We start from the raw sequence: 21,497 nt of genomic DNA on the forward strand, positions 1-21,497 counted from the left end.
TGCCTTTGACCTGCTGTTTCCTCGGCCGTCAGCTACCCGGCCGGGGCTTCTCCATGGCCTCGCGGAAGCGGGCGTAGCCGATGAGTTCCGGGCCGTCGCCACGGACCTTGCGGGTCCGGTTGGCCCAACTGCCCCAGAGGCCCGCGCCGATCGCAGCCACAAGCGGAATCAGCAACCAGGCGAGCGCCGCCATGCCGACCTCCAACCCCTTTGAGCATCCGCAACTGACTGATCAGCAGATTAACCATCCGCATTGACAACGCTCACGCCAGGGGTGCGGTTACGCAACCGGAGTACGGCTCCCGTGATCAGCAGGCGCCGACCCACTCCTCGGTGCCGTCGGAGAACTTCTGGTGCTTCCAGATGGGCACTTCGTGTTTGAGGTCGTCGATCAGCTTCCGGCAGGCCTCGAAGGCCTCTCCCCGGTGCGGACAGGAGACGGCGACGACCACGGCGAGGTCCCCGACGCTCAGGTCACCCACCCGGTGCACGGCGGCCAGCGCCCGTACCGGGAACTCGGCGACGACCTTCTCGGCGATCCGCCGCATCTCGGCCTCGGCACTGGGGTGGCACGAATAGCCGAGCTCCGCGACGTCGGCCCCTCCGTCGTGGTTCCGCACGGTCCCCACGAAGAGCGCGGTGCCTCCGGCCGCGTCGTCCCCGACGGCCCGGAACACCTCGTCCACGGAGAGAGCCGTGTCCCGAATCCCGATCAGCCTGATCGGGTCCTGCGCGGCCTGCTCGCCGGGGTGATCGCTCGTGGATGCCATGCCTCCATCGTGCCGCACGGGACCGGCGGCACGGAATAGAGCTATCGCCCGGCACGCGCGCGTACACGTTCGGAGTCTCCTACAAGGGCGGCGTCTCCTCCAGTACAAGGGCGGCGTCTCCTCCAGGGGCGGCTCTCAGATCCGGCGCCGAGCCTTCCGCGCCCGCCGTACCACCGCTGCCGCGCCCAGCAGCGCCACTGTCGCACCCGCGGCACCCGCGGCCGTCGCGTCCTTGCGGCCCAGCCGGCGTCCGGCCACCGTGTGCCGGCCGGAGACCTCCCCGAGGAGCTCCTCCAGCACCTCCTCGTTGGTGTACCGCGGCCGCCACCCGGCGTCGTGCAGCCGGCTGCCGCTCACCACCCAGGGGTACATCGTGTACGCCAGGTCCCCCGCCGGGGACGGGGTGAGCCCGATGCGGTGCAGCCGTGCCGCCGCGCCCAGCGCGACCGCCGACGGCAGCTCCATCCGCCGGATGCCGCTGAGCTCCTCGACCTCCTCCTGCTCCAGCCACCCCTCGCAGCCGACGGCGAGTTCCCCGTCGACCTTCTCCAGGACGGCGTACTCCAGCGCAGTGCACAGGTCATCGACATGGCAGAACTGCCAGGCGGGCCGTGACCCGGCGACGACGAGCAACCGGGGAGACTCGAAGTACCTGGTCAGCGCGGTGTCGGTGCCGCCTACCAGGACGGACGGCCGTACCACGGTGACGTTGAGACCCGGGTGCGCCCGGGGTGCCCGGCGGGCCAGCCGCTCGATCTCCAGGAGGTCGCCGACACCCGTCGCCTCCGCCGTGGCCCGCAGCTCCGCGTCCTCGGAGAGCGGCAGCTCGTTGTCGGGCAGCGCCCCGTAGACCATCGCCGAGGTACACAGCACGACCCGGTGCACTCCGGCCGCCGCGGCCGCCGTCAGGACGGTCTGCGTCCCCCGTACGTTGTAGGCCGTTCGGGCGGCCGCGTCAGTCTCCAGGTCGAGATCCAGCGCCAGGTGCACCACCACGTCGGCGCCGCGCAGCTTGTCCGCGATGGCGGGATCCCGGACGTCCAGGATGTGCCACTGCGCCGCGTCGCACTCGCCGCGCCGCTCGTCGATGGCCACGACCTGCTTGACCTCGTCGGATGCCGCGAGCTGCTCCGTGAGCAGCGCGCCGACGCCGTACGCGGCGCCGGTCACCGCGACGACGGGTCCGCGCGCCGCGGGGCTCGCGGAACTGGTTGACTGGTTTCGCGCTGCGCGAACCTGCGGATCTGGGGAACTCACCGGGCGTCTCCAGCGGTTGTCTTCAGTACGAGCACAAAGCGATGCGTGCGTACCAGGTGGCATCCATCCTGCCGCAGGCCGTCAGTCGGCGAAGCACCGAGGCCCGATCCGCCCCAGGTGTCTACGCTGGGTGGTGTTGTCGGGCAGCCGTGCCGCCGGAAAGAACCGGCGGCCCTACCAGCCGAGGAATCCCGTGAGTGACACCCCATTCGGATTCGGCCCTTCGCCGGAGGAGCCGGACGACGGCGACGAGGGCAAGAAGAAGGACCAGCAGAGCGGTGGTGGTCAGGGACCGGCCAACCCGTTCGGTTTCGGCGGCCTGCCCGGAGCCGGAGGGTTCGGCGGAGGCCCCGGCGGCCCCGGTGCGGACAATCCGTTCGCAGCCATGTTCGGGTCGCTGAACCCCACCGACCTGGGCGCCGCGTTCCAGCAGCTGGGCCAGATGCTCTCCTACGAGGGCGGCCCGGTGAACTGGGACATGGCCAAGCAGATCGCCCGCCAGACGGTCTCCCAGGGCTCCCCTGACGGCACCAAGGACGCGAGCGTGGGTCCGGCCGAGCGCAGGGCCGTCGAGGAGGCCGTCCGTCTGGCCGACCTCTGGCTCGACGACGCCACGTCCCTGCCGTCCGGCGCCGCCTCTGCGGTGGCCTGGAGCCGCGCGGAGTGGGTCGAGGCGACCCTGCCCGCCTGGAAGGAGCTCGTCGACCCGGTCGCCGAGCGTGTCGGCACCGCCATGGGTGACGTCCTGCCGGAGGAGATGCAGGCCATGGCCGGCCCGCTGATCGGCATGATGCGCTCGATGGGCGGCGCCATGTTCGGCACGCAGATCGGGCAGGCCGTCGGCGTGCTCGCGGGCGAGGTCGTCGGCTCGTCCGACGTCGGCCTGCCGCTCGGTCCGGCAGGCAAAGCCGCGCTGCTGCCGGTGAACATCGGGACCTTCGGCAAGGACCTGAGCGTCCCCCAGGAGGAGGTGCGGCTGTACCTCGCCCTGCGCGAGGCCGCCCACCAGCGCCTCTTCGCGCACGTGCCGTGGCTGCGTTCGCACCTGTTCGGCGCGGTCGACGGCTACGCCCGCGGCATCAAGGTCGACACGGCCAAGCTGGAGGACGTGGTCGGCCAGTTCGACCCGCAGAACCCGGAGCAGCTGCAGGAGGCTCTCCAGCAGGGCATGTTCCAGCCGGAGGACACTCCCGAGCAGAAGGCCGCCCTGGCCCGTCTGGAGACGGCTCTGGCGCTTGTGGAGGGCTGGGTGGACGCGGTGGTCCACGCCGCCGCGAAGCCCCGTCTGTCGTCCGCCGACGCCCTGCGCGAGACGCTGCGCCGCCGCCGCGCCTCGGGCGGCCCGGCCGAGCAGACGTTCGCCACCCTGATCGGTCTGGAGCTGCGCCCGCGCCGCCTGCGCGACGCCTCCCGTCTGTGGGCCTCGCTCACCGACGCGCGCGGTGTCGACGGCCGGGACGCCCTGTGGCACCACCCGGACATGCTGCCGACGGCCACCGATCTCGACGACCCGGACGGGTTCGTGCACCGCGAGCAGATCGACTTCTCCGAGCTGGACAAGATGCTCGGCGAGGCCGCGGACAAGCCCGACCTCAAGAAGAAGGACGAGGACAAGAACAAGGGTGACGACGCCGGGTGAGCCTGTATGACGACGCGGTCCTCGTGCTGAAGGGGTACGAGGACCAGGGCGATCTGCGCCAGGCCTATCTCGACCACTTGGCGGAGCACCCGGACGGCCTGTGGAAGGCCTGCCACGCGGGTCACATCACGGCGAGCGCCCTGGTGATCGACCCCGGGTGCGGCCGGGTGCTGCTGACCCTGCACCGGAAGCTGCGGATGTGGTTGCAGATGGGCGGCCACTGCGAGCCCGGCGACGCCACCCTGGCGGCCGCGGCCCTGCGTGAGGCGTCGGAGGAGTCCGGCGTCTCGGGACTCTCCCTGCTGCCGGGCGGCCCGGTGCGTCTGGACCGGCACCCGATCCCGCCGCCGTGCCACTGCCACTTCGACGTCCAGTACGCGGTCGTGGCGCCGCCCGACGCGGCGCACGAGATCAGCGACGAGTCGCTCGACGTGCGCTGGTTCGGGTACGACGAGGTGGCGGACCTGGCCGACGAGTCCGTCGTCCGGCTGCTGGAGGCGACACGCGCCAGGCTGTGAGCCTCATGGACGGGTAAGGGGCGACCGCTGTGACGGCCGCCCCTTACATCTGTCACAGGCCCGTCAGCTCCAGACGTTGCCCTGGTTCTGCCCGCGTGCTCCCTGCTGGCCCATGCCGTACTGAGCGGAGAGGCCCGAGCCGATCTGGGCGTTCTGCGGCGGCAGCAGCTCACTGGGCTGGACGAGCGCGTAGCCGGTGCCCATGAAGCTCAGCTCCCAGCCCTCACCGGTGCTGCCGCGGCGCCGCCACACCCCGGAGGAGTGCGTCTGGGCCTGCATCTGCACGCGCAGGCTCGTCGACCAGGCGACGATCGCGTCGGCGTCGCAGTTGACGTACTTGTCGGGTGTCACCTGCAACAGCAGCGGCATGCCCGAGGTCATCAGGGCGACCTTGCCCCGGCCGGTGATGTTGAGCTGGTACTTCCCGGAGCCGGCGATGCCGTACAGGCTGTCCACTGCGATGACCTCGTGGTGCAGGGAGGAGTCCATCGCCAGGACGTAGCTGCTGTCGACGGTGAGGCCGTCCTGGTCCACGTCCATGACGTGGACGTGCTGCTTGAGGTTGGCGAGGTAGACCGTGCCCTGCCCGTGGCAGCGCATCAGGTCGAGTCCCTCACCGGTGTGCGCACGCGCGCGTGCCTGGTCATTGCTCTGGTACTCGGCGTCGAACTCTACGAGGCCCTGGTAGGCGACCATGGTGCCCTTGCGGGCCAGGACGTCGTCGTGGCCCTCCAGGGCGACGCGCAGCATCTGCTTGTTCTGCAGACTCCAGCGCTCCTGGGTCTGCTGCTCGTTATAGGCGAAAATCGGGCTCTGCATGGCGTGTTGCTCCCCCTCAGCCCCGTGCCCGGAGGCGGTCGGTGCTGTCCTCGCTGGGCTGGACGACGACGATGCCCTGACCGGAGAAGGCCATCTGGTAGGCCTCGCCGCTGCCGCGGCCGATCAGCGACTGGGCCCGGAAGCTGCGCTTGCCCTTCACCTTGAGGTTCGGGGACCAGGCGACCAGCGCGTCGGGGTCGACGTAGGTCTCGTCCTCGCCGCCTCCGCAGTCGACGACGATGGGCTTGCCCCGGGAGGTCAGCGCTACCCAGCCCTGCCCGGAGATCCTGGTGTTCCACAGGCCCTGCCCGGCGAACTTGGCCAGGCCCTTGACCCGCTCCACACCCCACGTGAGGTGGGCGTCGAAGGCGAGCAGGTTGGTGGCGTTGACGGAGATGCCGTCGCCGTTGAGGTTGATGACGACGACGTTCGCCCCGTAGTCGGCGAGGTAGAGCAGGCCGTCGCCGGAGCACTTCACCAGGGGCGCGCCCTCGCCGGTCATCCAGTCCTTCGCGATCTGGCGCACGGCCGGCGGGTTGGGCTCGTACTGCACGAACCCTTCGTAGGCGACCATCGAACCCACGCGCGCGAGGAGGTCGTTCCCGGTCTGCATGGCGACCTTCAGCATGTGGTTGCCGTGGTTCTCCATGCGCGCGGTGACGGGTGCGGGGGCATGGCCCGCGAGCTGCTGTGTCATGACGGGCTCCCTCAGACCTCGTACGGCTGGACGACGATGAAGTTGCCGGGCGCTCCCCGGAACTGGAGGTTGACGCTCTCGCCGCTGTCCCCGGGGTAGGCGTTGCGGCGCATCCGCACCTGGCTGGAGACGACGACCTGGGCGGCGGCCGACCAGGCGACCACGGCGTTGCAGTCGGCGAACGTGGTGGGTGTGACGGGCAGCACCACGGGCGTGCCGTGCGTCTTCACGACGATCGTGCCGGTGCCCTGGAACTGCATCGTGAACAGCGCGCCGCCGGGGATGCCGTGCCCCTCGATACGGCGGACCTCGTAGGTGAGGCTCTCGTCGAACGCGAGGACGTTCTCGGCGGAGACGCAGACGGCGTCGCCCTGGAGCTCGATGGGGTGCAGCATCGTCGAGTTCTCGGCGAGGAACACCTGGCCCTGGCCGGTGCAGCGCATCAGCTGCATCTCCTGGCCGGTCGCGTTGCCGACGATCCGGCCGGCGAATCCGGCGCCCTTGTAGCTGAAGTCGACCTTGCCCTGGTAGAGCACCATGCTGCCCTGCCGGGCCAGCACGGGCTGCCCGCCGATGCCGAGGTCGACACGCACGAGCTTCTTGTTCTGCTGCGTCCAGCGCAGCCCTGTGGGGGTCTCCTTGAACTGCTGGAGCGCGGCTGCCACGCCCGGGCCCTGCTGGGCACCGGCCTGCGGGACGCCCTGCGGCGGGGCTCCGTAGGGGGCCGGGGTCTGCCCGAACGGCGGCTGCTGGCCGTAGCCCGGGGGCGGGGTGGGCTGGCCGTAGCCGGGGGGCGGGGCCGGGGCGTGGGGGGCCTGGGGCTGGCCGTAGCCGGGGGGCGGCGGGGCCGTCTGGCCGGGGGGCTGGCCGTACGGCGCGGGCGCCGGGGCCGGAGGCGGCACCGGGGAGCCGCCGGGCGGGGTGTGCATGGGCGCGACGATGGTCGGGGCGGCGTGCACCTGGGGTGCGGGCGCCGGGGCCGGAGGCGGCGTGGCTCCGGGCGGGGGCGCGAAGCCCTGCGCTGCGGGCTGGGGAGTGGGTGCCGGGGCCGGGGGTGTTACCGGCGCGGGAGCCGGGGCGGCTGGGGCGGCGAACGCGGGCGGTGCGAAGCCCGGGGCAGCGCCGGCCTGCGGCTGCTGCGGGGCGGGCGCGGGCGTCTCCTCCTCGGCCACCTCACCGCCGAAGTTCCGCAGCAGCGCGTCGAGACCACCGTCGAAGCCCTGTCCGACAGCGGCGAACCGCCAGACATCCTTGAGGTAGAAGTCGCCCAGCATCACAGCACGTTCGGTGGAGAACTCCGAGCCGCTGAAGGGGTAGCGGGCCACTTCCTCGCCACCCGCGACGATGCGGATGTAGCCGGGGGCGATCTGCGACATCTGCCCGGCGCCGTCGAGCGCAGCCGTGAAGGACAGCTTCTGGACCTGCGGCGGGATCCGGTCGAGCGTCACCCGGAAGGACTCCGTGTCGCCCGCCTGGGCGCCCAGGAGCTGAATGGACTCCTCGGGGGACTTCGGCTGGTTGTAGAAGATGAAGTACCGGTCGTCCGAGAGCCGTTCGTCGGCGTCGAGGCCGAAGCAGCTGATGTCGAAGCTCAGCCCGGGGCCGGTGATCTGTACGCCGACGTACAGATCCGTGCCCGCGGTGAGGTCACTGATCCTGGCCTTGTGGCCGCGTTGGAATTCCCTGGCCATGCGTAACGACCGTCCCCCATCCAGAACGTGAGTGCGTCGCGTCAGGCTAACGGCAAAATCCGGACACCGGAGGTAGTCGGTACAGACCCGGTACAGAACCCGCGCTGAGCCGTATCGGCTGCTCGCTCACGGCAAGCGGGCAGTCACCCCGCGGGGCTCTCACCTCGCGCTCCGGGCACATGGGGCAACCGCTCGGCGGCGACCACGCCTTCGAGGTAACCCCGGGCCCGCTCCGTCCGGGGATAGGCCTGAAGCAGTTCCCAGAAGCGGGGGCCGTGTCCGGGGACGAGCAGATGGGCGAGCTCGTGGAGGAGGACGTAGTCGACGACGTACTCGGGCATGCCCTGCAGGCGGTGCGAGAGGCGGATGCTGCCCTCGGCGGGGGTACAGGACCCCCAGCGCGTGTTCTGGTTGGTCACCCAGCGCACCGACGCGGGCCGGGCCCGCCCGTCGAAGTACTGCTCCGACAGACGCCGGGCCCGCTCGGTCAGCTCGGCGTCGCCGAGGGACCGCTTGCTCTCCTGGGCGGCCAGCTTGTCGAGCATGACGTTGACCCAGCGCTGCTCCTCCGCCTCGGACATCCGGGCGGGGATGAGCACCACGGTGCGATCGCCCTCGCGGTACGCGGAGACCGTTCTGCGTCGGCGGGCGCTCCTGCGGACCTCGATCGCGCGCGCCCCCGAGCCGCTCGGCGGCTGGCTCGTCGTGCTGCGCTGTGGCTTTCCGGCGCGGTGCAGTGGGTCGGCGGGCACGCCCTGACGTTACCCGCTGCCCCCGGGGAAGTCCCGCCTCAGGGGCGGTTCGGTGCCGACGCCGCCTCCGGTCGCCGGATTTGTACGACGAATTCCGGCGCCTGTGGACAACTTTCGGCGGCCGGAGGCGGGTTTGGGCATGCTGGATCTCGTCGGCGCAGCGATGTGCGGGACCGGTCCGGGACCAGGGGCCGGGCCTGCGTCGTGTTCGGCCTGCGATCGGGCCTTCACGCGGCCAGGTTCGGACCGCACTCCCACGCGACCGGCATACGGGGACGATCGAGAACACGGGGATAAAGGAAATACGGGGGAACTGTCATGCATCCGATGGTGAAACCCGCGCTCAGGCGCGGCTGGCGCGACCTCAAGACCGTGCAGTTCGGGATGACACCGGCGCATGCGATGACGCTCGGCCCGCTGGACCAGGCGACGGGCAGCTTCCTCGACCTGCTGAACGGCACGCGGGGACTGGAGTTGCTGCGCGAGGAGGGGCGCCGGATGGACCTGCCCGACGGCCATGTCGACAGGCTGGTGCGAGGGCTCGCGAGGGCCGGCCTTCTCGACGACGCCCGGGGCGGTGGCCCTGCCGCCGACGCCCTGCGGCACAAAAGGGAGGTCCTCGACAGGCTGGGCCCCGACCTGGCGTCTCTGTCCCTGACGACCTCGGTACCCGGCGAGGCGATCGGACAGCTGGCCGCCCGGCGGGCGCAGCGGGTGCAGGTGCGGGGCGCGGGACGGGTGGGCGCCGTGCTGGCCTCTCTGCTGGCCGGGGCCGGCGTGGGCGAGGTCGACGTGCTCGACGGCGGCCGGGTGGAGCCGTGGGACGTCGCGCCGGGCGGGCTGCCGGCGGAAGCCGTCGGCGACCGCAGGGACGAGGCGGCCCGCCGTGCTGTGCGCCGGGCGGCCCCGGACCGGCCGCCGCGCCGCTCGCCGGCCCAGGCACCTCCGGTGGAAGGCAACCCGGGTTTCTCGCTGGTGATCCTTGCCCCGCGGGACGATGTGGCCGTGCACGCGCCCGACCCGCCCGCCGCCGAACCCCTGATGTCCTCCGGGACACCTCATCTGTATGCCGGCGTGGTGGAGGGCACCGGCGTGGTCGGCCCTCTCGTGCTGCCCGGGGAGACGGGCTGCGCGGGGTGTCTGCACGAGAACCGCACCGACCGGGACCCGACCTGGCCACGCCTGGTCACCCAGTGGCGCTCCGGCAGGCAGCGGCAGGTGCGGCCCTGCGACCTGACACTGGCCACCTCCGTGGCCGGGCTGGCGGCCGCCCATGCGCTGGCTTTTCTGGACGGCCGGGTCCCGTCGAGCACCGGGGCGCGCTGGGAGGTCTCCGTCCCTGGTCTGCACTGGCATGCGTGGCCGGTCCGGGCGCATCCGGCATGCCCGTGCGCTGCGGCGGAGAGAGGAGAAGGGGAGCACCTCTCGGCGGACGGGGAGCCGCACGAGACAATGGCGGTGCAACGGCCGTCGGAGCAGTGCCGTGAGGCAGAGGCGGAGCGGCCGGCTGGGACTTGGAGGGCGCATGTCTGATCTTCCCCGGAAGGCGGTCACCCGGACCGCCAAGCTCGCCGCGCTCCCGCTCGGCATCGCCGGGCGGGCGACCTGGGGATTCGGCAAGCGGATCGTCGGCGAGTCAGCGGAGCTCGTCGGCCGCGAACTCCAACAGCGCACGGCGGAGCAGCTCTTCAAGGTGCTCGGCGAGCTCAAGGGCGGCGCGATGAAGTTCGGCCAGGCGCTGTCCGTCTTCGAGTCCGCGCTGCCCGAGGAGGTGGCCGGTCCCTACCGGGCCGCGCTGACGAAGCTCCAGGAGGCGGCGCCTCCGATGCCGACCCGCACCGTGCACGCGGTGCTGCAGGAGCGGCTCGGCGAGGACTGGCAGGAGCTGTTTCTGGAGTTCGAGGACAAGCCCGCCGCGGCCGCCTCGATCGGCCAGGTGCACCGAGGGGTGTGGCACGACGGCCGTGAGGTGGCCGTCAAGGTGCAGTACCCGGGCGCCGGCGAGGCCCTGCTGTCCGATCTGAACCAGCTGAGCCGCTTCTCCCGCCTGCTCGGTCCACTGATCCCCGGTATGGACATCAAGCCGCTCATCGCCGAGCTGAAGGACCGCGTCTCGGAGGAGCTGGACTACGGCCTGGAGGCCCAAGCCCAGCAGGCCCACGCGGAGGAGTTCACGGACGACCCGGATGTGGTGGTGCCGCAGGTGGTCCACCAGTCCGACCAGGTGCTGGTCACGGAGTGGATCGACGGCATCCCGCTGTCGGAGATCATCACGGACGGCACCCAGGAGCAGCGCGACCGTGCCGGCCAGCTCCTGGCCCGCTTCCTCTTCTCCGGCCCCGCCCGCACCGGCCTGCTGCACGCCGATCCGCACCCGGGCAACTTCCGGCTGCTGCCCGGCGGCCCGGAGGATGAGGACGACTGGCGCCTGGGTGTCCTGGACTTCGGCACGGTCGACCGGCTCCCGGGCGGTCTGCCGGCCACCATCGGCGAGTCCCTGCGCATGACGCTCGACGGCGAGGCCGAGGCGGTCTACGAGCTGTTGTGCGCGGAAGGCTTCGTGAAGGAGACCATAGAGCTGGACCCGGACGCCGTCATGGAGTACCTGCTGCCGATCATCGAGCCGGCCCAGGTCGAGGAGTTCACCTTCGCCCGGGGATGGATGCGCAGCCAGGCGGCCCGCGTCGCCGACCCGCGCTCTCCTGCCTACCAGCTCGGCAAGCAGCTCAACCTGCCCCCGTCGTACCTGCTGATCCACCGGGTGACGCTGAGCACGATCGGCGTGCTGTGTCAGCTGGGGGCGACGGTGCGACTGCGCGAGGAGCTGGAGGAGTGGCTGCCGGGGTTCGTCCCGGAGGACCGGGCGGACGGCGGGGACTCGGTGGCGGAGGCGTGAGCCCGGCCGCGCTTCACCACCACTCCGAGTCCAGGCGCCCCTCGATCGACCTGAGGTTCTCCCGGGAGCAGGTCTCGCAGAAGTGGCGGCGGACGCCGTCCTCCACCGAGTAGGTCCAGGTAACGGGCGGGCCGTCGGCCTCAGCCGACGCGCCACAGCGGGCACAGACAAAGCGCGCCGGCCCCGCGGCGAAGCCGTCGCCGTCGTCACCGCCTCCGGGAGGACTCGTCACGCCGCGACGATACGCCGTGCCCGGGCGGCTCGGGCATCACCCGCACCGGCTTCGCAGCCACCACGCCCGCCGCGCGGAAGCGAACACCGGCCAGCAGGCACGAACACCGGCCCGGATACGAACATCGGCCCGCGGACACCGCGCGCCGGCCCCACAGGCACGCACCAGCCTCGCGGGCACAACGCGCCGCCTTCGCCGACACCCACACACCGGCCTCATGGGGCGCAACGCCCCGCGGGGGCCGATCCGTTCGGTACGGACCGGCCCCCGCGGAGAGGCATCGGCCTCCGGGACGGGAGGCCACCGCTTCAGATGAGGTCGGCTACTGCATGACCGCCATGGCGAGCGCCCGGCGGGCACGCCGGGAGGCGCGCTCCGCCCTGCGCTGCATGCGGCGGGCGGCGACCAGGCGCACGGCCTGGCGTTCCCGCTCCGCCTCCTGCAGGCGCTCGCGCATATGCGCACGAGCCATGGCTTCTGGAATGAGTTGCATCTCTCGGGTCCTGTTCTGGCGCGAGTCCTTCGCGCCACTGATGGTGAAGTCTTGGGTCGCGGAGCCTGCGGGCTCGTACGTGGACGGCTTCATCGGGGCCTGCTTCTGGGGGTCGTGCGTGAGGGGACGGTCGATTGTTCCTGTGGTGTTCATGCCGTGACCGGGTTCTTGCGCGGGCGGCCACGCGGCCGCTTCCGGGCGACGACGACACCCTGGACGAACAGCTCGCCACCCCAGACGCCCCAGGGCTCACGCCGCTCCTTCGCGCCGGCGAGGCAGGCCTCGACCAGCGGGCAGGTGCGGCAGAGGGACTTGGCGTACTCGACGTCCACAGGCGACTCGGCGAAGAAGACCTCCGGGTCGTAGGAACGGCACGGGACGGGTACGCCGAGGTTCTCGATGGCGTCGTCGAGCGCGGTGAGCGCGGTGAGCGGGGTCAAGGCGGAGTCCTCCGTGGGGCCGGGCTTGGGGATCGTGTCGGAAGGCGGTACGGACGGGGCGTGCGCTTCGAGTTGCACGGTTCGTCTTCCTCGTCTGGTCGTTCCGGCCTGTTGGCCGGGGGCGGCTGGTACCGGGTTCTTTTCCTGTCCCGAGGCTCCTTCGTCCGTCGCCCCTGGTCAGGGACAAACAGAAGGGCCGCGGATCCCGGATGGGGTTCCGCGGCCCTGAAGGCGCCGGCCTGATCGAATCAGGCTGGATCACTCCAGGGTTCTGGCCCACGGAAGGCCCACATCAGGTGGTGCTGCGTCGTCTGCTTCCGGAATCCGGCACCGGTCGCCCCAAAGGCATAGGCCTGAGCCTGTGCCTCTACTGCTGCTTCCAGTGCCTTGGTCGGTCGCTCATTGCGCTCACGGACGGGAAGGCCCGCGGGGGCAACGGAGGGGCACGCCGGACGCACGGCACGAATGCCGGACAGACCGGTACCCAGGTTCGAAACGCCGAGCATGCACGCGGAGACGGCCGAGCGATCGGTCATTTTCACGATGCTGACGGAGCTGGTGTTGATGCTGATCACTGGACTCGCCTCCTCTCGGCGTCTCGGGGGACTGGATGATCCAGCCCGACGGATATGCAAGTACAACACGGAATCAGGGCCTTCGAGAAGGCCGCTGCTCTCGTGCCTAAGAACCTATGGGGATTGCCGGGGCATGCGCAAACTATTTTTTCGACGAGTTCGTGTCAGTCCTGATCCGTGTCCCCCGAGCCGTACTGGCCTGCGCAGATGGCCAGGACATCGGCACCGTAGCGATCGAGCTTGCGCATCCCCACGCCCGGGATGCGCGCCAGCTCGTGCGCGTCGTCAGGCACGGTCTCCGCGATGGCCATCAAGGTCCTGTCGGTGAACACGCAGAAGGCGGGCTGACCACTGGTGCGTGCCTGGTCGGCACGCCACTCACGCAGCCGCTCGTAGAGGCCCTCGTTCATGTCGGAGGGACAGTCGTCACAGCGCATCAGCTTCATCTCGCCCGCGTCGGTCAGCGTGCGGCCGCAGACCCGGCAGCGGGCGGGGATTCGTTGGGCCCGCCTCGGGGCGGAGCCCCTGGTTCCGGGGGTGCCGCGCTCGATTCCGCCACCGCCGCCGGCGGTGGCGCGGCCCGTGGTGGCCGTCGAACCGGGGCGCAGCCCGTCGAGGAAGCGGCTCGGGCGGCGGTTGGGGCGGCCGCCGGGTGAGCGGGAGAGCGCCCAGGAGACATGGAGGTGTTCCCGCGCGCGGGTGACGCCGACGTACAGCAGGCGGCGCTCCTCCTCGACCTGCTCGTCGGTCTTGGCGTAGGTGATCGGCATCATGCCCTCGGCGACGCCGACCAGGAACACGACGTCCCACTCCAGGCCCTTGGCCGAGTGCAGGGAGGCCAGGGTGACGCCCTGCACGGTGGGGGCGTGCTGGGCGTTCGCCCGTTCGTCGAGCTCGGTGACGAGGTCCGCAAGGGTGGCGTCCGGCTTGGCGGCGACGAAGTCCCGGGCGAGGTTCGCCAGGGCGGCCAGCGACTCCCAGCGCTCCCGCACGGCTCCGGAGCCGGCCGGTGGCTGCGGCGTCCAGCCCTCTCCGGACAACACGGCGCGCACCTGGGAGGGCAGGTCGACGACGTCGTCCAGGAGGGAGTCGTTGCCGCCGAAGCGGGCCGCGCCGCGCAGGGCGACGCCCGCCTTGCGCACCTCCGGGCGGTCGAAGAACCGCTCGGCGCCGCGCAGTTGGTAGGGCACTCCGGCGTCGGCGAGGGCCTGTTCGTAGGTCTCGGACTGCGCGTTCGTGCGGAACAGGATGGCGATCTCGGCGGCCGGGACCCCCGAGTCGATGAGCTCGCGGATCCGGCGGGCCGCGCCCTCCGCCTCAGCGGGCTCGTCGGTGTACTCGGTGTAGACCGGCTCGGGACCCGGGGCGCGCTGGGAGACGAGCTCCAGGCGGTGATCGGCGGCGCGGCCCTTCGCCTGGGCGAGCAGGCCGTTGGCGAGGTGAACGACCTGTGGGGTGGAGCGGTAGTCGCGAACCAGCTTGACGACGGTGGCGCCGGGGTGGCGGGTGCGGAAGTCGAGCAGGTGGTCCGGTGTGGCGCCGGTGAAGGAGTAGATGGTCTGGCTGGCGTCGCCGACCACGCAGAGGCTGTCCCGCTCGCCCAGCCACAGTTCGAGCAGGCGCTGCTGCAGGGGGCTGACGTCCTGGTACTCATCGACCACGAAGTGCTGGTACTGGGCGCGGACCTGCTCGGCGATGTCGTGCCGGTCCTGGAGGACGGCAACGGTCAGCAGCAGGACGTCCTCGAAGTCGATGACGGAGCGCTCGCGCTTGACATCCTCGTAGGAGGAGTAGAGCTGGGCGATCTCGGCGGGGTCGCGGGGGGTCTCGCGGCCGGCCTTGGCAGCGGCGGGCGCGTAGTCGGCGGGGACGGTCTGGGTGACCTTGGACCACTCGATCTCGGCGGTGACGTCCCGCAGCTCACCCCGGTCGAGCCGGATGCCGCAGGCGGTGGCCGCGTCGGCGACGAGCTGGATCTTGCGGTCGACCAGCCGGGGCATAGAACCGCCGATCGCTTTCGGCCAGAAGTACTGGAGCTGACGCAGGGCCGCCGAGTGGAACGTGCGCGCCTGGACGCCTGCGGCGCCGAGCTGGCGCAGCCGGCCCCGCATCTCTCCGGCGGCGCGGTTGGTGAAGGTGACGGCGAGCACGCTGGAGGCGTGCAGGATGCCGGCGCGCACTCCGTAGGCGATGCGGTGGGTGATGGCCCGGGTCTTGCCCGTGCCGGCGCCCGCCAGGACGCACACCGGACCGTGCAGGGCGGTGGCCACCTCGCGCTGCTCGGGGTCGAGCCCGTCGAGCACCGCGTCGGCCGAGCCCGGTACCTGCGGGAACAGGGTGGAGTGCGTTGCTGCTGTCACACAGCCATGCTGCCAGGTCGCGAGAGACGGCTGTGCCGGTTGTCCACAGGCAGGCACTGATAGTCGTATCAATGCGGCAGGCGTCACGTCCGGTGGGACGCGGGCCCCGGGAATGGTGGACCTTTCACATACGTTCCCTCCACTGCGAACCCCGTCCCCGAGCCACCGAAGGAGCACGAGAGACATGCTGGGCACTGTGACGATGTACAGCACCACGTGGTGCGGCTACTGCCGCCGGCTGAAGAGCCAGATGGACCGCGAGGGCATCGCGTACACCGAGATCAACATCGAGCAGGACCCGGAGTCCGCCGCCTTCGTGGAGAAGGCGAACGGCGGAAACCAGACAGTGCCGACGCTTCAGGTAGTTCCCTCCAACGGTGGCGCCGAGGTCGTGATGACGAACCCGAGCCTTGCCCAGGTGAAGCAGGCGCTCGGCGTCTGACCCACATGACGCATACGACCCCCGAGCGGCCTGGCGCCGGATCGGGGGTCTTTGTATGCCCGGCCTGTACGGGGCCGACTCGGCGGTAGCGTGACCGGCATGACGACCGAAGACGAGGGGGACGGCGAGGCGCTGGTCGGAGGCACGGTGAACGCGGGGGCGGTCTTCCGCCGGGGTGAGTTGGTGGAACGCCCGGCACCGCGCAACGCACACGCCCTCCATGCCCACCTCCTGGCGCTGAAAGAGCACGGCTTCGACGCGGCTCCGACTCCCGTGGGCCCCCGCTGACGGTCGTGAGCAGCTGACCTTCGTTCCCGACTGACGGGCTCGGGTGTTGGGCCCTCGTACACGCGAGGACAACTGCCGGGACCACTCACGTCGAACGCCGAGTGTGCGGCTTTCACGACAAGGACTGTCGACGTGAGGGGGCAGTCGTGGGCGCACCGCTGCACAAGGCGGGGCTCTCACCTTGCCGCCGTCAGGCCACGCTCCGCGTCGGGAGCGGCTTGCCGTACCAGAGCTCGATCAGGCGGGCCGCGATCGAGATGCCGTAGGGCGGGAGCATCTCGCCGGACTCGAAGGCTGCGCGCAGTTCGTCGCGGGAGAACCAGCGGGCCTCGTGGATCTCGTCGCCGTCGACGTCGATCTCGGTGGAGGTGGCGCGGGCCATGAAGCCCAGCATGAGGCTGGACGGGAAGGGCCAGGGCTGACTGGCGACGTACTCGACCTGGCCGACGGTGATACCGACCTCCTCGTGGACCTCGCGGCGCACGGACTGCTCGATGGACTCGCCCGGCTCGACGAAACCGGCGAGCGTCGAGAAGCGGCCCTCGGGCCAGTGGACCTGGCGGCCGAGCAGGATGCGGTCGTCCTCGTCGGTCACGGCCATGATCACGGCCGGGTCGGTGCGCGGGTAGTGCTCCGCGCCGCAGGCCTGGCAGCGGCGGATGTGGCCGGCCGCGGCGATGACGGTGCGCTCGCCGCAGCGGGAGCAGAAACGGTGCGTACGCTGCCAGTTCTCCAGCCCGACCGCGTGCACCATCAGACCCACGTCACGGGCCGACAGCAGCAGGCCGGCCTCGCGCAGGCCCGCCGGGCGCGCGGACTGGTCCATGCGCCCGGGCAGGGCGTCCTTCTGGAGGGCGAAGTAGCTGACGCCGTCCTCGTCGTTGCCGAGGAAGTAGCGGTGGGCCTCGGTGAGGGGGGCCTCGAAGGAGGGCGTCATGACGAGTTCGGTGCGTCCGTCCGCCGTCTCGTCGATGAGGACCTGGCCGCCGGAAACCACGAAGCAGCGCGTGGAGGGATGGCTCCACGCCGCCGCGAGCCAGGCCTCGTCGAGCCGGTGGTGGGCGGCCCGGTCGATCCCGCTCGGGGCGGTGAGCGAGATGGGACGGTCGGCGTTGTGGTCGGTCCAGGTGGTCACGGGTGCTTCCTACTCCCCCGGTGGAACGGTTGGGTTCGGCGGACTGTTCAGCGGGATGTACGGCGGGAGGCGACCGGGTCCGGCGGGCGGGAGCGGTGCAGGGCGGCCACCAGGCGGGCGGCGGCCGTCGCGGGGTTGGGCACCGCGCCGTCGAAGGAGCCGGAGTGGACGTCCTGGTCGGGGCCGTACAGCCGTATCTCGCATTCGGCGAGGCCGCGCATGCCGGTGCACACCGTGGGGGTGTCCTCGGACCACATGCCGGTGTCGGAGACGATCACGGCGTCGGCGGTGAGCCGCTCGGCCTGCTGCTCGACCAGGGCCCGGAAGTGCGGCGAGCCTGACTCCTCCTCGCCCTCGATCAGCAGCTTCAGGTGCACGGCCGGGGTGGTGCGGCCGGTGGCGGCGAGGTGGGCGCGGACGCCGAGGGTGTGGAAGAAGACCTGGCCCTTGTCGTCGGCCGCCCCGCGCGCGTAGAGGCGGTTCTCGCGCACTACTGGATCGAAGGGCTCGCTGTCCCAGCCGCCCTCCCGGGCGGCGGGCTGCACGTCGTGGTGGCCGTAGACCAGCACGGTGGGCGCCTGCGGGTCGTCGGAGGGCCACTCGGCGTAGACAGCGGGCGCGCCCGGGGTCGGCCAGACCTCGGCCGTCGGGAACCCGGTCTCCTTCAGCTTGGCCGCGAGCCAGTCGGCGCTGCGTCGTACGTCGGGCGCGTGGTCCGGCTGGGCCGACACCGACGGGATGCGCAGCCACTCGGCGAGGTCGTCGAGGAAGGCGGCGCGGTGCTGCTGTATGTACGTACGGACGACGCTGTCCGGGGTCTGGCTCATGGTCACGAGCCTATCGGCCCGCACTGACGTCCTCGGAGTGCGGTTCCTCACCGGCCGCCCCACTGGACGGTTCGTCCAGCAGCAGCCGCTCCAGGGCGGCCCGGTCGGGCAGATCCTGAGGGCGTACGGCCTCTCCGCTGCGGACGTAGAGGAACGTGGCCGTGACCGACTCCGGGGGCACCCCCTGCTGCTCCGCCCAGGCGAGGCGGTAGACGGCCAGCTGGAGCGGGTCGGCGGTGCGGGAGCGGTTGGTCTTCCAGTCGACGATCTCGTACGTCGCGTCCTGCCCGTCGCCTTCTTTGTAGACGGCGTCGATGCGGCCCCGGACGACGCGGCCGGCGATCGCGAGCTGGAAGGGGGTCTCCACCCGGTAGGGGGTGCGGTGCGCGTACTCGGTGCGCTCGAAAGCCTCCTTGAGGGCCTCGAGGTCCTGTTCGTCGGCGATCTCGGCCTCGCTGCCGGGCAGTTCCTCCGGCTCCAGCATGGGCAGGGTGAGCTCTTCGAAGCGGGCCTCGACCCAGGCGTGGAAGCGCGTGCCACGGCGGGCCCCGGGCTGGGGCGGGCGGGGCATGGGACGGGCCAGCTCCTGGGCGAAGCCGTCCGGGTCTGCGGCGAGGCGCAGCAGCTGCGACGCCGTGAGCGACGCCGGGAGGGGGACTTCGGTGACGCTGTCGCGGGCGCGCAGGAGCTCGCCGGTGAGGGCGTCGAGATCGCGGTCCCAGGAGGCGATGGTGCGGGCCTCCTCGGGGGTGAGGCGGGGGTGGTCCCTGGAGTGCGGGGGCTCCGGTGGGACCGCCTGGTGGGGGACCGTGGGGCGGTCCGCCGGGCGTGCGTCCCGGTCCACGGGGTCGTCCGCGAGTGCGTCGCCCGTGAAGGGGGCCTGGTCGTCGGGGTCGTTGCCGAAGGGGTCGTCACCGAAAGGGTCGTCACCGAAAGGGTCGTCACCGAAAGGGTCGTCGTCGCACGGATCCCGTTCGTCGTACGGGAGCTCTTCGTCCTCGGGCGGCGGGGGCCACTCCGGGTCGTCGGGCGCGTCCGGGTCGTGCACGGCTGCGGGGTGGCCGTCCTCGTGGGACGCGAGGTCCTCCAGGTGGGCCAGGACGGTCTCGGCCGCGGCGCGGCGGCGGGCCAGGGCCGCCTCGTCCAGGGGCAGGGGCCAGACCTGCTCGGCGGTGGCCTGGTGCAGGGCCGGGTTCTCCTCGGCCTCGGCGGGTTCGTCCGCCCAGGCCTCGATCTCGCCGTACCCGGCTTCGCAGTGCTCGTAGAGGGCCTGCAGGAACGCGGAGGGCCCGCGGCGCTTCTTCTGGGTGGGGCCCCACCAGTGACCGGAGCCCAGCAGGAGGGAGCGGGGGCGGGTGAAGGTGACGTAGCCGAGGCGGAGTTCCTCGGTGTGCTGGTGGTCCTTCATGGCCTCGTGGAAGGCCTTCAGGCCCTTGGCGTCCCAGGAGGCGACGTCGGGGAGGGTGTCGGCGTCGCCGCGCAGCCGGTGCGGCAGGACTTTGCCCTGGGAGGTCCACTTCTCACGGCCCTGGCTGCTGGGGAAGGTGCCGGTGACCAGGCCGGGGACGACCACGACGTCCCACTCCAGGCCCTTGGACTTGTGGGCGGTGAGCACCTTGACGGTGTTCTCGCCGCCGGGGAGGGCGTTGTCGAGGCCCTTCTCGTACTGGGCGGCGGTGCGCAGGAAGCCGAGGAAGGCCAGCAGGGTGGCCTCGTTGTCCCCGGCGGCGAAGGAAGCGGCGACGTCGAGGAAGTTGGACAGGGTCTCGCGGCGGCGGGCGGCCAGTGCGTGCGGGGACGCCGACAGCTCGACCTCCAGGCCGGTGACGGCGAGGACGCGGTGCAGGACGTCCATCAGCGGGTCGGCCAGGGCGCGGCGCAGCTCGCGCAGTTCGGTGGCCAGGCGGGCGAAGCGCACGCGCGCGTCGGGCGAGAAGGGCAGTGCGTCGTCGTCCCCGTGGCCGTCCAGCGGCGTCTCCAGGAACGTGTCGAGGGCGTCCGCGAGGGAGATCACCTCGGACGGGTCGATCCCCTCGACGGCCTCGGCGAGCCGCCGGTCCGGGTCGTCGTCGCCCGCCACGCGCGCGTGGGACACCAGGAGCCGGGCGCGCCGCCCCAGCAGGGCGAGGTCGCGGGGGCCGATGCGCCAGCGCGGGCCGGTCAGCAGGCGGACCAGGGAGGCGTTGGCACCGGGGTCCTGGAGGACCTCGCAGACGGCGACGAGGTCGGCGATCTCGGGCAGGTGCAGCAGCCCGGACAGGCCGACGACCTCGACCGGGATGTCCCGGGCGACCAGGGCGCCCTGGATCTCGGCGAAGTCGGTCGCCGTGCGGCACAGGACGGCGATCTCGCCGGGTGCCGTCCCGGTCCGCACGAGGTGGGCGACGGAGTCGGCGGCCCAGTCGAGCTCCTCGGCGTGGGTGCGCAGCAGGGCGCAGCGGACCATGCCGTCGCGTTCGGCCCCCGGGGCCGGGCGCAGGGCCTCCACGCCCGCGTGCAGGGCGCGCAGGGGCCGCGCGAGTCCGTTGGCGAGGTCGAGGAGGCGGCCGCCGCTGCGGCGGTTCTCGCTGAGGGCCTGGCGGGTCGCGGGGCGGCCGTCGGCGTGGGCGAAGTGCTCGGGGAAGTCGTCGAGGTTGGCGACGGAGGCGCCGCGCCAGCCGTAGATCGCCTGGCAGGGGTCGCCCACGGCGGTGACCGGGTGACCGGCGCCCTCGCCGAACAAGCCTGCCAGGAGGACGCGTTGGGCGACCGACGTGTCCTGGTACTCGTCGAGCAGGACCACGCGGAACTCATCCCGCAGCACGCGGCCCACTTCGGGGATCGTCGCGAGCCGGGCCGACATGGCGATCTGGTCGCCGAAGTCGAGCAGGTCCCGCTCGCGCTTGGCGGCCCGGTAGCGGGTCACCAGCTCGGCGAGTTCACGTCGGGCGGCGGCCGTGTCGGGGACCTTGCGCAGGTCGGCGTTGGTGAGCTTGGCGCCGCGCAGGGTCAGCAGCAGTTCGGCGTCGTACGCGCGCAGCGCCTCCGGGCGGACAAGGTGCTCGGCGAGCTCGGCGTCGAGGGCGAGGAGGTCGCCGACGAGGTCCGGGAAGGAGCGGGTCAGGGCCGGGTAGGGCCCGGGGGACTCGCGCAGCACCCGCGCGGCGAGCTGGAAGCGGGTGGCGTCGGCGAGCAGCCGGGACGTGGGCTCAAGTCCGATGCGCAGGCCGTGGTCGGTCAGCAGGCGGCCCGCGAAGGCGTGGTACGTGGAGATCACCGGCTCGCCCGGCGGGTTGTCCGGGTCGATGGCGTCCGGGTCGGTGACGCCGGCCTTGATCAGTGCCTTGCGGACGCGCTCGGCGAGTTCGGCGGCGGCCTTGTTGGTGAAGGTGAGGCCGAGCACCTGCTCGGGGGCGACCTGGCCGGTGCCGACCAGCCACACCACGCGTGCCGCCATCACCGTCGTCTTGCCCGAGCCGGCTCCAGCCACGATCACCTGCGGGGCGGGCGGCGCTGTGATGCAGGCCGTCTGCTCCGGGGTGAAGGGGATCCCGAGGAGCTCCTTGAGCTGCTCGGGATCGGTGATACGGGCGGGCACATCGCAGAGGCTAGCGGCGCGCACTGACAGTGGCGGCCGGATCGACCTCCCGGGGAGGGAGAATCGCAGGTCAGCACATGTAGTGCGAT

At 71.8% G+C, this 21,497-nt stretch carries 19 protein-coding genes and 2 pseudogenes; 6 read left to right on the top strand and 15 right to left on the bottom strand.

The genetic code is table 11. The features are described 5' to 3' along the window. Nucleotides 1-28 precede the first annotated feature (28 nt). The 3 genes from ACZ5TL_RS23910 to ACZ5TL_RS23920 all read right to left on the bottom strand — a co-directional run bounded on the left by ACZ5TL_RS23910 (nt 29) and on the right by ACZ5TL_RS23920 (nt 2,027). Nucleotides 29-193: a hypothetical protein gene (locus tag ACZ5TL_RS23910; protein ID WP_190049437.1), complete on the bottom strand. Its 165-nt coding sequence runs from the start codon at nt 191-193 to the stop codon at nt 29-31. A gap of 115 nt (nt 194-308) precedes the next feature. Further along, nucleotides 309-770, bottom strand: coding sequence for a molybdenum cofactor biosynthesis protein MoaE (locus ACZ5TL_RS23915; RefSeq protein WP_338782954.1), 462 nt, complete (start codon nt 768-770; stop codon nt 309-311). A gap of 135 nt (nt 771-905) precedes the next feature. Further along, a complete protein-coding gene (locus ACZ5TL_RS23920; RefSeq protein WP_468592217.1) occupies nt 906-2,027 on the bottom strand; it encodes an SDR family oxidoreductase in 1,122 nt (373 codons plus the stop codon). Between the two features lie 193 nt (nt 2,028-2,220). On the opposite strand from ACZ5TL_RS23920, the gene ACZ5TL_RS23925 reads away from it, so the two are divergent. Both ACZ5TL_RS23925 and ACZ5TL_RS23930 read left to right on the top strand, forming a co-directional pair. After that, nucleotides 2,221-3,666: a zinc-dependent metalloprotease gene (locus tag ACZ5TL_RS23925; protein WP_468592218.1), complete on the top strand. Its 1,446-nt coding sequence runs from the start codon at nt 2,221-2,223 to the stop codon at nt 3,664-3,666. Then, entirely contained in the window at nt 3,663-4,184 is a 522-nt protein-coding gene (locus tag ACZ5TL_RS23930) for an NUDIX hydrolase (RefSeq protein ID WP_468592220.1), read from the top strand. The genes ACZ5TL_RS23925 and ACZ5TL_RS23930 overlap by 4 nt, the downstream gene beginning before the upstream one ends. Nucleotides 4,185-4,247: 63 nt before the next feature. Here ACZ5TL_RS23930 and ACZ5TL_RS23935 read toward each other — a convergent pair whose 3' ends face one another. From ACZ5TL_RS23935 to ACZ5TL_RS23950, 4 genes are all read right to left on the bottom strand, one after another. Further along, on the bottom strand, nt 4,248-5,003 hold the full coding sequence (locus ACZ5TL_RS23935; protein ID WP_468592221.1) for an AIM24 family protein: 756 nt from the start codon (nt 5,001-5,003) through the stop codon (nt 4,248-4,250). Between the two features lie 16 nt (nt 5,004-5,019). Then, the gene (locus tag ACZ5TL_RS23940) at nt 5,020-5,700 is read right to left on the bottom strand and encodes an AIM24 family protein (RefSeq protein WP_468592222.1); all 681 of its coding nucleotides are present in this window, start codon (nt 5,698-5,700) and stop codon (nt 5,020-5,022) included. Between the two features lie 11 nt (nt 5,701-5,711). Next, nucleotides 5,712-7,391: a TerD family protein gene (locus tag ACZ5TL_RS23945; protein ID WP_468592223.1), complete on the bottom strand. Its 1,680-nt coding sequence runs from the start codon at nt 7,389-7,391 to the stop codon at nt 5,712-5,714. Between the two features lie 143 nt (nt 7,392-7,534). Beyond that, nucleotides 7,535-8,143: a M48 metallopeptidase family protein gene (locus tag ACZ5TL_RS23950; RefSeq protein ID WP_468592224.1), complete on the bottom strand. Its 609-nt coding sequence runs from the start codon at nt 8,141-8,143 to the stop codon at nt 7,535-7,537. Nucleotides 8,144-8,461: 318 nt separating this feature from the next. On the opposite strand from ACZ5TL_RS23950, the gene ACZ5TL_RS23955 reads away from it, so the two are divergent. Both ACZ5TL_RS23955 and ACZ5TL_RS23960 read left to right on the top strand, forming a co-directional pair. Continuing rightward, nucleotides 8,462-9,676 (top strand): ThiF family adenylyltransferase, encoded by a 1,215-nt coding sequence (locus ACZ5TL_RS23955; protein ID WP_468592225.1) that lies wholly within the window; start codon nt 8,462-8,464, stop codon nt 9,674-9,676. After that, nucleotides 9,669-11,039 (top strand): ABC1 kinase family protein, encoded by a 1,371-nt coding sequence (locus ACZ5TL_RS23960; protein WP_468592226.1) that lies wholly within the window; start codon nt 9,669-9,671, stop codon nt 11,037-11,039. Before ACZ5TL_RS23955 ends, ACZ5TL_RS23960 begins: the two co-directional genes overlap by 8 nt. A gap of 13 nt (nt 11,040-11,052) precedes the next feature. Here ACZ5TL_RS23960 and ACZ5TL_RS23965 read toward each other — a convergent pair whose 3' ends face one another. The 5 genes from ACZ5TL_RS23965 to ACZ5TL_RS23985 all read right to left on the bottom strand — a co-directional run bounded on the left by ACZ5TL_RS23965 (nt 11,053) and on the right by ACZ5TL_RS23985 (nt 15,139). Next, nucleotides 11,053-11,271 (bottom strand): hypothetical protein, encoded by a 219-nt coding sequence (locus ACZ5TL_RS23965; RefSeq protein WP_468592228.1) that lies wholly within the window; start codon nt 11,269-11,271, stop codon nt 11,053-11,055. Nucleotides 11,272-11,593: 322 nt separating this feature from the next. Then, a complete protein-coding gene (locus tag ACZ5TL_RS23970; protein WP_468592229.1) occupies nt 11,594-11,917 on the bottom strand; it encodes a hypothetical protein in 324 nt (107 codons plus the stop codon). Then, on the bottom strand, nt 11,914-12,282 hold the full coding sequence (locus tag ACZ5TL_RS23975; protein ID WP_468592230.1) for a WhiB family transcriptional regulator: 369 nt from the start codon (nt 12,280-12,282) through the stop codon (nt 11,914-11,916). Before ACZ5TL_RS23975 ends, ACZ5TL_RS23970 begins: the two co-directional genes overlap by 4 nt. 170 nt (nt 12,283-12,452) lie before the next feature. Continuing rightward, on the bottom strand, nt 12,453-12,779 hold the full coding sequence (locus ACZ5TL_RS23980; protein ID WP_468592231.1) for a hypothetical protein: 327 nt from the start codon (nt 12,777-12,779) through the stop codon (nt 12,453-12,455). Nucleotides 12,780-12,943: 164 nt separating this feature from the next. Next, a complete protein-coding gene (locus ACZ5TL_RS23985) occupies nt 12,944-15,139 on the bottom strand; it encodes an ATP-dependent DNA helicase UvrD2 (RefSeq protein ID WP_468592232.1) in 2,196 nt (731 codons plus the stop codon). A gap of 184 nt (nt 15,140-15,323) precedes the next feature. Between ACZ5TL_RS23985 and ACZ5TL_RS23990 the strand changes: the two genes are divergently transcribed. Both ACZ5TL_RS23990 and ACZ5TL_RS23995 read left to right on the top strand, forming a co-directional pair. After that, nucleotides 15,324-15,581, top strand: a complete 258-nt coding sequence (locus ACZ5TL_RS23990; protein WP_468592233.1) for a mycoredoxin — start codon at nt 15,324-15,326, stop codon at nt 15,579-15,581. A gap of 99 nt (nt 15,582-15,680) precedes the next feature. After that, a pseudogene (locus tag ACZ5TL_RS23995) lies at nt 15,681-15,897 on the top strand (aminoglycoside phosphotransferase family protein); the annotation flags it as partial. A gap of 162 nt (nt 15,898-16,059) precedes the next feature. On the opposite strand, the gene nudC reads toward ACZ5TL_RS23995, so the two are convergent. The 3 genes and pseudogenes from nudC to ACZ5TL_RS24010 form a co-directional block, all read right to left on the bottom strand. Continuing rightward, complete coding sequence (gene nudC, locus ACZ5TL_RS24000; protein WP_468592235.1) at nt 16,060-17,004, bottom strand: NAD(+) diphosphatase; 945 nt, start codon at nt 17,002-17,004, stop codon at nt 16,060-16,062. Nucleotides 17,005-17,099: 95 nt separating this feature from the next. Further along, a pseudogene (locus ACZ5TL_RS24005) lies at nt 17,100-17,831 on the bottom strand (M20/M25/M40 family metallo-hydrolase); the annotation flags it as partial. A 10-nt stretch (nt 17,832-17,841) separates the two neighbouring features. Next, nucleotides 17,842-21,408: a UvrD-helicase domain-containing protein gene (locus tag ACZ5TL_RS24010; protein WP_468592236.1), complete on the bottom strand. Its 3,567-nt coding sequence runs from the start codon at nt 21,406-21,408 to the stop codon at nt 17,842-17,844. Nucleotides 21,409-21,497: the final 89 nt, after the last annotated feature.

This window comes from Streptomyces sp. NPDC033136, from assembly GCF_055578235.1.